General features: G+C 68.9%; 14 protein-coding genes. 7 read left to right on the top strand and 7 right to left on the bottom strand.

Features of this window, described 5'->3' with window-relative positions; all coding sequences use genetic code 11:
* Positions 1–15 precede the first annotated feature (15 nt).
* From E9232_RS23125 to coxB, 5 genes are all read right to left on the bottom strand, one after another.
* Positions 16–609, bottom strand: coding sequence for a cytochrome c oxidase assembly protein (locus tag E9232_RS23125; RefSeq protein ID WP_309797936.1), 594 nt, complete (start codon positions 607–609; stop codon positions 16–18).
* Position 610: 1 nt separating this feature from the next.
* Entirely contained in the window at positions 611–769 is a 159-nt protein-coding gene (locus E9232_RS23120; protein WP_309797934.1) for a cytochrome c oxidase system small membrane protein, read from the bottom strand.
* 1 nt (position 770) lies between these two features.
* Positions 771–1,703, bottom strand: a complete 933-nt coding sequence (gene cyoE / locus E9232_RS23115) for a heme o synthase (protein ID WP_309797932.1) — start codon at positions 1,701–1,703, stop codon at positions 771–773.
* A 72-nt stretch (positions 1,704–1,775) separates the two neighbouring features.
* Positions 1,776–3,374 (bottom strand): cytochrome c oxidase subunit I, encoded by a 1,599-nt coding sequence (gene ctaD / locus E9232_RS23110; protein WP_309797930.1) that lies wholly within the window; start codon positions 3,372–3,374, stop codon positions 1,776–1,778.
* An 80-nt stretch (positions 3,375–3,454) separates the two neighbouring features.
* Positions 3,455–4,324 carry a cytochrome c oxidase subunit II gene (gene coxB, locus E9232_RS23105; protein ID WP_309797929.1) on the bottom strand — a complete coding sequence of 290 codons (870 nt, stop codon included), beginning with the start codon at positions 4,322–4,324 and terminating at the stop codon, positions 3,455–3,457.
* 326 nt (positions 4,325–4,650) lie between these two features.
* On the opposite strand from coxB, the gene tldD reads away from it, so the two are divergent.
* From tldD to E9232_RS23075, 6 genes are all read left to right on the top strand, one after another.
* Positions 4,651–6,087, top strand: a complete 1,437-nt coding sequence (gene tldD, locus E9232_RS23100; protein ID WP_309797927.1) for a metalloprotease TldD — start codon at positions 4,651–4,653, stop codon at positions 6,085–6,087.
* 302 nt (positions 6,088–6,389) lie between these two features.
* The gene (locus tag E9232_RS23095) at positions 6,390–6,887 is read left to right on the top strand and encodes a Csu type fimbrial protein (protein WP_309797925.1); all 498 of its coding nucleotides are present in this window, start codon (positions 6,390–6,392) and stop codon (positions 6,885–6,887) included.
* Between the two features lie 13 nt (positions 6,888–6,900).
* The gene (locus E9232_RS23090) at positions 6,901–7,623 is read left to right on the top strand and encodes a fimbrial biogenesis chaperone (RefSeq protein ID WP_309797923.1); all 723 of its coding nucleotides are present in this window, start codon (positions 6,901–6,903) and stop codon (positions 7,621–7,623) included.
* Between the two features lie 22 nt (positions 7,624–7,645).
* The gene (locus tag E9232_RS23085; protein WP_309797921.1) at positions 7,646–9,940 is read left to right on the top strand and encodes a fimbria/pilus outer membrane usher protein; all 2,295 of its coding nucleotides are present in this window, start codon (positions 7,646–7,648) and stop codon (positions 9,938–9,940) included.
* Positions 9,937–10,446: a spore coat protein U domain-containing protein gene (locus E9232_RS23080; RefSeq protein ID WP_309797920.1), complete on the top strand. Its 510-nt coding sequence runs from the start codon at positions 9,937–9,939 to the stop codon at positions 10,444–10,446. The genes E9232_RS23085 and E9232_RS23080 overlap by 4 nt, the downstream gene beginning before the upstream one ends.
* A 147-nt stretch (positions 10,447–10,593) precedes the next feature.
* Complete coding sequence (locus E9232_RS23075) at positions 10,594–11,511, top strand: hypothetical protein (RefSeq protein ID WP_309797919.1); 918 nt, start codon at positions 10,594–10,596, stop codon at positions 11,509–11,511.
* A 47-nt stretch (positions 11,512–11,558) separates the two neighbouring features.
* On the opposite strand, the gene E9232_RS23070 is transcribed toward E9232_RS23075, so the two are convergent.
* Both E9232_RS23070 and pyrH read right to left on the bottom strand, forming a co-directional pair.
* Positions 11,559–12,155 (bottom strand): carboxymuconolactone decarboxylase family protein, encoded by a 597-nt coding sequence (locus E9232_RS23070; protein WP_309797917.1) that lies wholly within the window; start codon positions 12,153–12,155, stop codon positions 11,559–11,561.
* Positions 12,156–12,280: 125 nt separating this feature from the next.
* Positions 12,281–13,027: a UMP kinase gene (gene pyrH, locus E9232_RS23065; RefSeq protein ID WP_309797915.1), complete on the bottom strand. Its 747-nt coding sequence runs from the start codon at positions 13,025–13,027 to the stop codon at positions 12,281–12,283.
* A gap of 191 nt (positions 13,028–13,218) precedes the next feature.
* Here pyrH and E9232_RS23060 point away from each other — a divergent pair, with 191 nt between their 5' ends.
* Entirely contained in the window at positions 13,219–14,193 is a 975-nt protein-coding gene (locus tag E9232_RS23060) for a phosphoribosylaminoimidazolesuccinocarboxamide synthase (protein ID WP_374710647.1), read from the top strand.
* Positions 14,194–14,356: the final 163 nt, after the last annotated feature.

Here is a 14,356-nt window from a genome sequence, read left to right as displayed (position 1 = left end):
TGGTCCGGCCCGTGCTCAGCCGTTGCGCTCGGCCGCCGCACGATAATAGGCGGCGACCGCATTCTCCAGCGCCTTCGAGCGCTGGCCGTAGAAGGTGTAGGACAGGGTGATGGTCTGCACGTCGTTGAGGTTCGGCTGCGCATCCATCGCCGCGTCGACATAGAAGTAGACCGGGAACTCCACCGTCTCGCCGGGCTGGATGATCTGCTCGGTGAAGCAGAAGCATTCGACCTTCGAGAAGTACAGCCCGACCTTGTCCGGCGTGACGTTGTAGACCGCCTGGCCGGCGGTCGGCTCCTTGGCGGTGCTGGTGGCCTGGAAGTAGATCAGCGCCGGCTCGCCCAGCCGGACCTCGACCTCGGACTGCTCGGCCTTGAAGGTCCAGGGCAGGCCGGCATCGGTGTTGGCGACGAAGCGCACCCGCACCTTGCGGTCCAGCACCTGGCCGGTCACCGAATCGGCGACCTGGGTGGTGCCGCCATAGCCGGTGACCTGGCAGAACATGCGGTACAGCGGCACCGAGGCGAAGGCCAGCAGGCCCATGGTGAAGGCGACGCCGCACAGCGACGTCATGATGATGCGGTTGCGGCGCTGGACCTTCGGATCCATCTCAGCCGCCCTTCAGCTTCACGATGGTGATCACGAAGATCAGGACGACCCAGGCCAGCAGGCCCAGGGCCACGGCGATGTTGCGGCCGCGCAGGCGCTGCCGGGCGTCGGCGGCCGGCGCCGGGCGCGGGGCCGGCTTGGCAGTGGGGCGGGCGGCCATCTCAGAAATGCACCGCGGTGTGGTCGACGATCAGCAGGCCGAAGATCGCGAACAGATAGAAGATCGAATAGCCGAACATCTGCTTGGCGGCGCGGTGGCGGGTCTCCTCGCCGTCCTCGCGCATCACCCGCACGGCGCACAGGATGAACAGCAGGCCCAGCAGCGCCGCGCCGACGGCGTAGGTCAGGCCGGCGATACCGACCAGCCAGGGGCCGATGCCGATCGGGAACAGCAGCAGGGTGTAGGCCAGCATCTGGCGCTTGGTCTCGCGCGCACCGGACACCACGGGCAGCATCGGCACCCCGGCCTTGGCGTATTCGCCGCTGCGGAACAGCGCCAGCGCCCAGAAATGGGGCGGGGTCCACATGAAGATCAGCGCGAACAGCAGGATCGAGGGCAGGGTGACGTCGCCGGTCACGGCGGCCCAGCCGATCATCGGGGGGAAGGCGCCGGCGGCGCCGCCGATCACGATGTTCTGCGGCGTCCGCCGCTTCAGCCACATCGTGTAGACGAAGACGTAGAAGGCCGAGGCCAGCGCCAGCACGCCGGCGGCGGTCCAGTTGACCGCCAGGCCCATCAGCAGCACCGCGGCCACCGACAGGAAGACGCCGAAGCCCAAGGCCTCGCTGGGGGCGATGCGGCCGCGCACGATCGGGCGGCCGCAGGTCCGGCTCATGATCGCGTCGATGTCGCGGTCGTACCACATGTTGATCGCGCCGGCCGCGCCGGCGCCGACGGCGATGCACAGGATCGCGGTCGCAGCCAGGACCGGGTGGATGTGGCCGGGCGCGACCACCAGCCCGGCGATGCCGGTGAACACGACAAGCGTCATCACCCGCGGCTTCAGCAGTGCGAAGTAGTCCTGCCAGGTGGCGCCGGCGGCGGCATCTGCCGCGGCAGGCTTGGCTATCCGGTCCAGGGTCACGTCAACCATCTTAAACCTCAAGCGGACCGGGCCGCACGGGGTATCCGCGCGGCCCGGCCCGTTTTCACAACCTGCCTGGGTCTACTTGACCCGGGGCAGCATCTCGAACTGGTGGAAGGGCGGCGGCGACGGCAGGGTCCATTCCAGCGTCGTGGCGCCTTCGCCCCAGTAGTTGGCCTCGACCCTGCGGCCGTACTTCAGGGTGTAGATGGCGATGCCGACGAACAGGAAGGCGGCCGCGACCGAGATGTAGGCGCCGAAGGACGACACCATGTTCCAGCCGTGGAACGCGTCCGGATAGTCCGGCTGGCGCCGCGGCATGCCGGCCAGGCCGAGGAAATGCTGGGGGAAGAAGGTCAGGTTGACGCCGATGAACGTCATCCAGAAGTGGATCTTGCCCCAGGTCTCCGGGTACTGCCGGCCCGACATCTTGCCGATCCAGTAGTAGAAGCCGCCGAAGATCGAGAACACCGCGCCCAGCGACAGCACGTAATGGAAGTGCGCGATGACGTAGTAGGTGTCGTGCAGGGCGGTGTCGATGCCGGCATTGGCCAGCACGACGCCGGTGACGCCGCCAACCGTGAACAGGAAGATGAAGCCGACGGCCCACAGCATCGGCGTCTTGAACTCGATCGACCCGCCCCACATCGTCGCGATCCACGAGAAGATCTTGATGCCGGTCGGCACCGCGATGATCAGGGTGGCGGCGGTGAAATAGGCACGGGTGTCGACGTCGATGCCGGTGGTGAACATGTGGTGCGCCCACACGACGAAGCCGACGACGCCGATCGCGACCATGGCGTAGGCCATGCCGAGATAGCCGAACACCGGCTTCTTCGAGAAGGTCGACACGATGTGGCTGATCATGCCGAAGCCCGGCAGGATCATGATGTAGACCTCGGGGTGCCCGAAGAACCAGAACAGGTGCTGGAACAGGATCGGGTCGCCGCCGCCTTCCGGCTTGAAGAAGCTGGTGCCGAAGTTGCGGTCGGTGATCAGCATGGTGATGGCGCCGCCGAGCACCGGCACGGCCAGCAGCAGCAGGAACGCGGTCACCAGCATCGCCCAGACGAACAGCGGCATCTTGTGCAGCGTCATGCCCGGGGCGCGCATGTTGAAGATGGTGGTGATGAAGTTCACCGCGCCCAAGATCGACGACGCGCCGGCCAGATGCAGGGCGAAGATCGCCATGTCGACCGACGGCCCGGGCTGCCCGGCCTCGGACAGCGGCGGGTAGATGGTCCAGCCGGTGCCGGCGCCCTGGCCGACGAAGGCCGAGCCGACCAGCAGGCAGAAGGCCGGGACCAGCAGCCAGAACGAGATGTTGTTCAGCCGCGGGAAGGCCATGTCGGGCGCGCCGATCATCAGCGGCACGAACCAGTTGCCGAAGCCGCCGATCATGGCGGGCATGACGGTGAAGAAGATCATGATCAGGCCATGGGCCGTGACGATGACGTTCCATTCCTGGCCGCCGCTGAGGAACTGCAGCCCCGGGTTCTGCAGCTCGAGCCGCATGATCAGCGAGAACACGCCGCCGATCAGACCCGCGCAGATCGCGAAGATCAGGTACAGCGTGCCGATGTCCTTGTGGTTGGTGGAAAACAGCCAGCGGGTGAAGAAACCCGGCTTGTGGCCGTGGTGGTCGTCGTGACCATGTGCGTGCGCGTCGGCGTGAGCCATCGTGTCAACCTCTCCCCCGTCCGGGGCCTTGCCTGTCGGGGCCGCCGCCGGCCCCGAGTGGGATCACTCCCCGATTGGGATCACTGGCCGGCCTGGGCCAGCTTGGTGCGCGCCTGGGCCTGATCCCAGGTCATGGTCAGAAGCTTGGGCTTCTCGGCGGGGTTGGGTCCCACCTTCTCGACCACCCACTTGTCGAACTCCGCGCGGCTCACCGCATGGACCTCGATCGGCATGTAGGCGTGGTCGGTGCCGCACAGCTGCGAGCACTGGCCGAAATAGACGCCCGGCTTGTCGATCCGGACCCAGGTCTCGTTGGTCCGGCCCGGCACCGCGTCCTTCTTCACGCCGAAGGCGGGAATGGCCCAGGAATGGATCACGTCGCCGGCGGTGGTCAGGATCTGGATGTCGGTGTCAACCGGCAGGACCACCGGGTTGTCGACCGACAGCATGCGCACCTGGCCCGGCTTCAGGTCTTCGTCCTTCACGCCGTAGCTGGTGTACTCCGCGACCTTCTGGTCGGGATACTCATAGCCCCAGTACCACTGGTAGCCATGAGCGATCAGGGTCATCTCCGGGTTCGGCGTGCGGTCGCCGAAATAGAGCAGCCGGAAGGACGGCACCACGATGATCAGCAGGATCAGGACCGGCGCGATGGTCCAGATCACCTCGATCACGGTGTTGTGTGCGGTCTTCGAGGGCACCGGATTGCGCTTGGCGCTGAAGCGCCACATCACATAGACCAGCAGCCCCAGCACGAAGACGGTCAGGACGGTGATGATGATCAGAAGGAGGTCGTGGAAGCTGTCCATCTGCTCCCGCACCGCCGTCGCCGCGCCCTGGAACCCCATTTCCCAGTTGCGCGGGGGTCCGTCGGCCAGGGCCGCGCCCGTGCCGAGGAGAAGCAGCGCCGTCGCGCCAGCCAGTAATCCACCCAGTCTGCCCGATCGCATGCCGTGCCGCTCTTTCGTTGTCACTGCCGTTCCCATGGCCCATCCGGCGTTCGCCGTTATCGGAACTCGTCCGGCCTTATACCGATGGATCGGACGGGGTTGAAGCCCCCACGGAATCCATGGCGCACGAAGTCGGTACGATCGCGACCGCGCCGAAAGTACATCGCGGTTTCCCGGGCAACAACCACCCTGCTCCGGGAACCCAAGAACAAATGGTCGCATCCTCTTGAATCGCCGAGTCGCGGCGATCCGTCGATCGGGGCTGTTCCGGCGGCTCCGGCGGCATTATCTCAAGGGTTCCGATCCGTTGTCCGGGAAGCCCGATCATGAGCGCCATCGATCAGACCGACGATCTGTTCTTCACCCAGGCGGGGCTCGACCGCGCCCGGCTCGAGCGACTCGTCGGCGACAGCCTGCACGGCGCCGACGATGGCGAACTGTATCTGGAATACACCCAGTCCGAGGGGTTGAGCTGGGACGACGGCAAGCTGAAGAGCGCCAGCTTCGACACATCACAGGGCTTCGGCCTGCGCGCGGTGGCCGGCGAGACCACCGGCTACAGCCATGCCTCGATCCTGACCGAGGACGCGGTGAAGCGGGCCGGCGAGACGGTGCGGGCGGTGCAGGCCGGCCATGGCGGCAGCCTGGCCGAACCGCCGCAGGGCACCAACCGACAGCTCTACACCGACACCAACCCGCTCTCGGCGGTGCCGTTCGAGACCAAGGTCAACCTGCTGGCCGCGATCGACGCCTATGCCCGGTCGAAGGATTCGCGGGTGCGCCAGGTCAGCGCCTCGATCAGCGGCAGCTGGCAGGCGGTGCGGATCATCCGCGGCGACGGCCGCCACGCCGCCGACATCCGGCCGCTGGTCCGGGTCAACGTCTCGGTCGTGGTCGGCGAGGGCGACCGGATGGAAAGCGGCAGCCATGGCGCCGGCGGCCGCACCGGCTATGATTTCTACCTCGAGCCGGCGCAGTGGCAGGCGGCGGCCGACGAAGCGCTGCGCCAGGCCCTGGTCCGGCTGGACGCGGAGGAGGCGCCGGCCGGCGAGATGACGGTGGTGCTGGGGCCCGGCTGGCCCGGCATCCTGCTGCACGAGGCGATCGGCCACGGCCTCGAAGGCGACTTCAACCGCAAGAAGACCTCGGCCTTCTCCGGCCTGATGGGCCAGCGCGTGGCGTCGCCCGGCGTCACCGTGATCGACGACGGCACCATGCCGGACCGGCGTGGCAGCCTGACCGTCGATGACGAGGGCACCCCGACCCGCAGCACCACCCTGATCGAGGACGGCATCCTGGTCGGCTACATGCAGGACCGGATGAACGCCCGGCTGATGGGCATGGCGCCGACCGGCAACGGCCGGCGGCAGAGCTACGCCCACCATCCGATGCCGCGGATGACCAACACCGTCATGCTCGGCGGCGACAAGGCGCCGGAGGAGATCCTGGCGTCGGTCAAGCGCGGCCTCTACGCGGTCAACTTCGCCGGCGGCCAGGTCGACATCACCAACGGAAAGTTCGTGTTCTCCGCCTCCGAGGCCTATCTGATCGAGGACGGCAAGATCGGCCCCGCGGTGAAGGGCGCGACCCTGATCGGCAACGGCCCGGATTCGCTGACCAAGGTGTCGATGGTCGGCAACGACATGGCGCTCGACCCCGGCATCGGCACCTGCGGCAAGGAAGGCCAGGGCGTGCCGGTCGGCGTCGGCCAGCCGACCCTCCGGATCGACGGCCTGACCGTGGGCGGCACCCGCGCCGCCTGAGCGGCTCGCAGCATCGGATCGACCAGCCGCGGCCCAGCGCCGCGGCTTTTCTTCGCGCGGGGCAGTAAGGGCGACAGTTACCGCTTCGTTTCGATGCGCAGCCCAGGCAAGTCGCTGCATATCATAGTATGCAGATCAGGACTGCTCTTCTATCTCGATTAGATCGGACGATTATTTTTGTGAGCGACTCGCAGTCGCCGAGGCGTAGCGTTTTGCTTGATTAATTCTACACTCTGTGGCCATTATAGGAATGGCGTTTCTTCGAAGCGCGAATATGAGAATCGATATTTCAGGAGTTTGTTATGCGGGTCCCATTTTGTTTCTTGATCGGCGTGACAATCGCCTTTCTCGCACCCAGCAGCATTGTTCTGGCCGCGACGGCGACCACAACCTTCGCGGTGACCGCGACCGTGTTGAAGTTCTGCACGGTGCTGGCGACGCCGATGGTGTTCGGCAACTACACCAGCTCCACCGCTGCCATCAGCACGTCCACCATCACGGTGACCTGCACGGCGGGCACCACCTACGACATCGGCCTCGACGCCGGCGCGACGGCGGGCGCCACCGTGACCACGCGCCAGATGAGCGGCACGGTCGTCACCGCCGCCCGGCTGAACTACTTCCTGTACAGCGACACGGGCCGCACCGTGAACTGGGGCAACACCGTCGGCACCGACACGGTGAGTCTCACGGCCGGCGCGGTGCCCATCATCTCCACGGTCTACGGCCGCGTCCCGGCCGGCCAATTCTCGGCCCCCGACGCCTACACCGACCTCATCAACGTCACCGTCACCTATTGATCGGGGGCGGCCGATGACGGCGATCCGGCTGCGCCTGATCCTGATCGCGGCGGCCTGCGCCGGCCTGTGGCTCGGCATCGGGGAAGCCCGGGCCGGCGGGCTGGAGGTCGCCCCGATCGGGGTCGATTTCAACGCGGGCCAGATGGCCCAGATCATCACCGTGACCAACAGGGCCGATGCGCCGGCGACGGTGCAGTTGCGGACCTTCGCATGGTCGCAGCCCGGCGGTGTCGAACGGCTGGCGCCGACCGACGCCGTGGTCGCCAGCCCGCCGATCGTCACCATCCCTCCGGGGCGGGAGCAGGTGATTCGCGTGCTGCTGCGGCGCCCGGCCTCCGGCACCGTGGAGCAGGCATACCGCCTGACGGTCGACGAGATCCCGGTGCTGGTGCCGGGCCGGCTCAACGTGGCGCTTCACCTGTCGCTGCCGATCTTCGTGTCCAGCGGGGCAGCTGTCCGCGCCCAGGTCGCCTGGTCGGCCCGGCCGGCCGGCGGCGGCGCGATCGAGCTCGTGGCGCGCAACAGCGGCACCCGGCACGCCCGGTTCGACGGGCTGAGCGTGACCACCCGCGGTGGCGCGGCCAGCGCGGCCTTCGGCGGCTACGTCCTGCCCGGCCAGGAGAAGCGGTGGAGGATCGCGGCGCGTGGGCTCGACCGCGCCGGCCAGGTGGCGCTCAAGGGCGCGGGCGATCAGGGCGACGTCAATGTCACGCTCGCCCTGGACGGACAGCCTTAGGCGCAGCGCCGGTGCGATCGTGATGACGATCGCGGTCGCTGGCGTGGCCGCGGCCCCGGCCCTGGCGCAGGACCGCGAGCTGTATCTGGACGTCACCATCAACGGCCAGAAGCAGGAGCTGATCGGAGGCTTCGTGGAGCGGGACGGCACCCTCTATGCGACGCCGCAGGAGCTGCAGGCGGTGGGGGTCAGGCCCCCCGACAGCTCCGGCCCGACCGCGGACGGCCTGGTCCGGCTGTCCGACGTCTCCGGATTGCAGTACGACTATGACGAGCCCGGCCAGGCGCTGCGCATCACGCTGCCCGAGGCCGGGCGCCAGCCGGTCGCGATCGGCGCGCGGGACACGCGCGTGACCCAGGCCGACAGCGACTACGGCGTGCTGCTGAACTACGACCTGCTCGCCACCCGCAGCGGCGGCACCACCTCCGGGTCCGGCCTGCTCGAGGGCCGCGTCTTCGGCCCGCTCGGCGTGCTCGACGGCAGCTTCATCGGCGACATCGGCTCCGGCGACAACGGCCGCAACGACGGCACCGGCGACGGCAGCCGGCTGATCCGGCTGGACACCACCTGGACCTATTCCGACCCGGACCTGCTGCGGCGCTACCGCCTGGGCGACTTCATCAGCGGCGGCCTGGCCTGGACCCGGCCGGTGCGCATGATCGGCGCGCAGATCGACCGCGACTACGCGCTGCGGCCCGACCTCGTCACCTTCCCGGTGCCGCGATTCGGCGGCGACGCGGCGGTGCCGTCCACGGTCGATGTCTATGTCGACAACGTGAAGCAGTTCTCGACCGAGGTGCGGCCCGGGCCGTTCGAGATCAACGACCTGCCGGTGCTGACCGGCGGCGGCAACGCCCAGGTCGTGGTGCGCGACGCGTTGGGCCGCGAGACGGTGCAGACGCTGCCCTTCTACGCCAGCCGCGACCTGCTGCGCGAAGGCTTCGCCGACTATTCCTTCGAGGCCGGCTCGGTGCGGCGGCACTATGGCGAGGACAGCGCCGACTATTCCGGCTTCGCCGGCGTGGCCTCGTTGCGCTACGGCCTCGACGACGACCTGACCCTGGAGTCGCATTTCGAGGGCAGCGGCGACCTGCTGCTCGGCGGCGTCGGCGCGGTCTACGGCGTCGGCACCCTCGGCACCGTCAACGCCTCGCTGGCCGCCAGCCGCGCCGGGGGCGACAGCGGGCTGCAGTATTCGGTCGGCTTCGAGCATCTCGATCCGCGCTGGAGCGCCGGCCTGCAGCGCACCGGCACCATCGGCACCTACCGGGACCTGGCCGCGGTCGAGGACCGCAACCTGCTGCGCGGCACCACCCGCGTGAACCTAAGCCTCAACCTCGACCGCTGGGGCGCGCTCGGCGTCGCCTACATCGACACCGACCAGTCGGATTTCGGCCGGCTGCAGATCGCGTCCGGCAGCTACACGGTCACCGTGTTCGACAATGTGCAGCTGATGGGGTCGGCCTTCCTCGACCTCAACGACCGCTCGAATGCCGGGGTCACCCTCTCGCTGTCGGTGCCGCTCGGCACCACCGCCAATGTCGGTGTCGACGCCACCTCCCAGAACGGCCAGCGCTGGCTGACCCAGCGCGGCAGCTACACCCAGGACACCGGCGTCACCGACCGCGGCCTGGCGGTCAATGTGCAGGCGACCGAAGGCGACCTGCGCCGCTACTACGGCCAGGTCGACTACCGCACCGGGCTGGCCGACTTCACCGCCTCGGCCGACCAGATCGACGGGTCGACCAACGTGCGCGGCGAGGTCCGCGGCTCGATCACCGCCGCCGCCGGCGGGGTGTTCCTCAACCAGCGCATCGACGACAGCTTCGCCGTGATCGACACCGGCGTGCCGGATGTCGGCGTGACGCTGGAGAATCGCCCGGTCGGCCGCACCGATGGCGGGGGCCAGCTGCTGGTGCGCGGCCTGCGGGCCTATGAGGCGAACAAGATGGCGATCGACGTCACCGACCTGCCGGCCGACGCCGCCTTCGACGACACCCGCCGCAGCGTGGTGCCGGCCGACCGCAGCGGCATCGTGGTGCATTTCCCGGTCCAGATCGGCGACGCCGCGACGGTGCTGATCCACCGGCCCGACGGCAGCGCCGTACCGCCGGGGGCGACCCTGGCGCTGGACGGGGGGGCGGGGCCGCTGCCGGTCGGCTATGACGGCATGGCCTATGCCATCGGCCTGCAGCCGGACAATGCCGGGACGGTGACATTGCCCGACGGCACCCAGTGCCGGATCGCCTTCGCCTTCGCCCCGGTTGCGGGCGAGCTGCCCCAGATCGGCCCCGTCACCTGCGGAGGAATGCCATGAGACGGTCCCTGCTGCCGGCCCTCCTGGTGCTGCTGGTCTGTCTCCTCCGCGGCGGCCCGGCCTTCGCCTTGGGCGAGAACTGCTCGGTCGTCGCGACGCCGCTGGCCTTCGGCAATTTCGCGCCGCTGTCGGGTTCGGTGCTCGACGTCACCTCGACCGTCACGGTGACCTGCACGTGCACGCTGGTGTGCCTCGGCATCAACTACACGGTGGCGGTCAGCTTCGGTGGATCCGGCACCTTCTCGCCGCGACGGATGAGCGCCGGCACACCGAAGCTGCCCTACAACGGCTACACCACCGCCGCCCGCACCACGATCTGGGGCGACGGCACCGGCAGCACGGCGATGCCGACGCGCTGCCGGCTGCTCGGCGCCATCGGCAGCTCCTGGGTCGAACCCATCACCTTCTACGGGCGGATTCCGGTCAGCACCGGAATCTCCCCGGGCAGCTACACGGACAGCCTGAACGTGACGGTGACCTACACCGGCATCTCGCTCTGCCTCTAACGGAAATCGATCCCCGATCGCCGATCCGGAACCGTCGCCTCCGCCGGGCGTTTTTCCCGGGCGGCGGTCGGAAAGGCTTGAGCCCACCCGTCCGGCACGTCAGAACGGCGTGACGACGCCGTCGCGACCTGGAAGCGGAGCCTTTTGATGAGACCCGTCCGAGCCACCCTTCTCCCCGTCCTCGCCGCAGCCCTCCTGTCCGGCACCGCCATGGCACAGACCACGCCGCGCTACGCGCCGTGGCAACCGCCGCAGTCGGACCAGACCAAAGCCCTGCTCGACGAGCTGTCGCGGATGATCGACCAGGCCGAGCGCGACAAGGCGGCCAGCCCCGACTTCATCACGGACCTGAAGCGGCTGGAGCAGCGCTACTCGGCCTCGGCCTCCGCGGCCCCGCCCTCCACCGTGCCAGTCCCGGCGGTGCCGCCGGCGGCGCCCGTCCCGGCCCCGGCGCCCGCCGCAGCACCGGCCCCCGCGCCGGCGCCGCCGGCCGCGGCCTCGCTGGCCGGCACCCGGGTCTTCAGCGACGATTTCAGCGACGGCAACTACACCGCCAACCCGGCCTGGACCTCGCTGCAGGGCACCTGGACGGTCGACAGCGGCGGCCTGCACAGCGACACCCGTGCGCCCAAGGGCCAGACCCAGGGCGGCGTCGCCGCGATCGCGCTGCAGCAGGGGCTGAAGAACAATTTCGGGCTCGAATTCGACCTCGCCGACCTCGCCAACCAGGGCCAGTTCGAGATCCGGGTCTACCAGGGCGCGTCGAAGGATTCCGGCTTCCGCCTGGTCTACCTGCCGACCAGCAGCCCGACCTTCGCGCTGTACCGCGCTGGCCGCTCCGGCATCACCCAGGTGGCGCAGACCACCAACACCGCCGCCCTGCGCCGCGAAGACCGCACCCGCCTGACCTGGACCCGCGACGCCGCCGGCCGGATGGTGGTGGCGCTGGACGGCAAGACCATCATCGAAGGCAGCGACAACGGATTCCGCGACGGCTGGAATGGCGTGATGCTGGTCAATTTCGGCGGCGACTTCGCGCTGCGCTCGATCCAGGGCGTGAACTGACCGCGGCGACCCCGCGCCTCAGGCCGCCTGCCGCCGTGAGGCCCAGGTCAGGACATGTGCCGCGGCTTGCGCCCGACCGTCAGCGCGTCGCTGAAATCGCTGTCCTGGTCGATGAAGGCGGGTTCGGGCTCGGCGCCGGTCGCGTCGAAGAACCGCGCCATGAAGCATCGCAGCGACGCACACAGGGCGATGTCGGCGATCTGCACGTCGCGGAAGCCGACGGCGCGCAGGGCGTCGACATCTAGCCCGGTCACCTGCGAGGCGTTGCGGGCGATGGCCTCGGCATAGGCCAGCATGGCGACGTCGCGCTCGCACAGCCCGGCGGTGCGGAAGTCGGCCTGCACCGCCAGGACCCTGTCCTTGGAGCCGAGGTCGTCCACCAGCATCTTGCCGTACACCATCGAGCAGTAGGTCGACGGCACGTGCCGGGCGGCGATGAAGGTGATCAGGCGCCAGTCCCGCGACGACAGCGAGAAGCCCGCCTTCACCTTGGTGTAGAAATCCTCCCAGGCCGGCAGCAGGTCGGGGCGCGCGGTCCAGCAGGCGGTGGCGGACATGACGAAGCCGAGGCGCGACCGATCCGCGGCGTAGGATTCGGCGACCCAGCCTTTCGCCTCGTCTTCTCCGATGGTTTTCACGAACATGCTTGGATTCTCCGACCGCTGGCCACGGCAAGGCCTGCGATCAGAATCGGGATCGGGCGGCGGCCGGGCAACCCCTCAAGACACGGGATCTTGACAGCGCCCGGCTTGTCGCCCGGCGGTCGGGATCAGGACTCCGCCAGCACCGTCCGGGCCGAGGGCGCCACCAGCGTGCCGACCTTCTCGCCCTCGCAGATCCGCCGCATCGCGCCGGGCAGGGTGAAGTTGAAGATGTGCAGCGGCAGGCCGTGGTCGCGCGCCAGCAGGATCGCCGCCTGGTCCATCACCCGGAGGTCGCGCCTGACCACATCGGCGAAGGCCAGCGAGGCGTATTTCCGGGCGGCGGGGTCGAGGCGCGGATCGGCGGTGAACACCCCGTCGACCCCGTCCTTCGCCGCCAGCACGGCGTCGCAGCGCAGCTCGATGGCGCGCTGCACCGCGGGGTAGTCGGTGGTGACGTAGGGCTGGCCGTTGCCGCCGGCCAGGATGACGATGGCGCCCTTGCCCAGGTGCCGGTCGGCCCGCAGCCGGATGTAGGGTTCGGCCATCGACGGGATCGGCACCGCGCTCATCACCCGCACCTCCTGTCCGGCGCGGGCGGTCAGCGCGGCGCGCAGCATCACCGCATTGATCACGGTGCCCAGCATGCCGATGTTGTCGGCCTCCGCCCGCTCGATGTTCCAATCCTCGGACACCCGGCCGCGGAACACGTTGCCGCCGCCGATGACGATGGCGACCTCGATGCCGAGGCTGCGCACCGACAGGATCTCCGCCACGATGTGGTCGATCGCGGCGGCGCCGAAGATCGAGCCGTCCTCGCCGGCGATGGCGCCGCCGCTCAGCTTCAGCAGCAGCCGCCTGTAGGGGGTTCCCATGCGCTTCCTCCGACAGATGCACCCGCGGCGCCGCTGTCGCCGGCACCGACCCAGGATGATCCATTTCCCGGCGGTGCGGAACCCGGCTGTCGGCCATGCCGGCGGCGCGCGGCGTTGCGGCCTGACAAGCCGGCCATACCGCGCTAAAGATCGCCGCAGCCGGACCGCCCCGGCAGGCTCGAAGGACTGGGATGATGGATTTCACGGCCCTGGGCGATCGCCCCTACCCGACGCTGGACGACGCGACGATCCCGGAGCTGCCGGCCCATTATCGCGGCAAGGTCCGGGACAATTACGACCTGCCGGACGGGCGCCGGATCATCATCGCCACCGACCGGATCAGCGCCTTCGACCGCATCCTGGCGGCCATCCCGCTGAAGGGACAGGTGCTGACCCAGACCGCCCGCTTCTGGTTCGAGGCGACGCGCGACATCTGCCCGAACCACGTCATCGAGTACCCCGACCCCAATGTGGTCATCGGCCGCCGGCTGGACATCCTGCCGGTCGAGATCGTGGTGCGCGACTATCTCGCCGGCACCACCGGCACCTCGGTCCTGACCCTGTACAAGGCCGGCCAGCGCGAGATGTACGGCATCCGCCTGCCCGACGGGCTGCGCGACAACCAGCGGCTGCCGCAGCCGATCATCACCCCGACCAGCAAGGCCTTCGACGGCGGCCATGACGAGCCGCTGACGCCGGACCAGATCGTCAGCCAGGGCCTGCTGACCGCGGATCAGTGGCAGCAGCTCAGCGGCTACGCCTTCGCCCTGTTCGCCCGCGGGCAGGAGATCGCCAAACAGCATGGGCTGGTCCTGGTCGACACCAAATACGAGTTCGGCACGGATGCAGACGGCCGCATCGTCCTGGCCGACGAGATCCACACCCCGGACAGCAGCCGCTACTGGCTGCAGGACAGCTACGACGACCGTTTCGCCCGCGGCGAGCGGCCGGAGAGCTTCGACAAGGATTTCGTGCGCAGCTGGGTGGCGGCGCGCTGCGACCCCTACAAGGACCCGATCCCGGAGATCCCGGCCGAAATCATCCAGGCCACCGCCCAGGTCTATGTCCGCGCCTTCGAGACCATCACCGGCCAGCGCTTCGAGCTGCCGGACACCGGCACACCGGTGCTGGAGCGCATCCGCAAGAACCTGGCCAAGTACTTCTGAGGGCAGGCGGAAGGCGTCAGGGCAGGCGTCCCGATCCACCCCACTCTGTCATCCTCGGGGCTTGACCCGAGGATCCAGGGGCCATCGAGAGCGGTGCCTGTGGCCCCTGGATTGCCCCCCTTGGACTTGATCCGAGGGCAAGCCGGGCAATGACAGGAAGGGG

This window comes from Inquilinus ginsengisoli, from assembly GCF_031453975.1.
Taxonomy (GTDB): Bacteria; Pseudomonadota; Alphaproteobacteria; order DSM-16000; family Inquilinaceae; genus Inquilinus; species Inquilinus ginsengisoli_A.
Note: the sequence above shows the minus strand (reverse complement) of the source record. Positions and strands in the feature narration are given on the sequence as shown.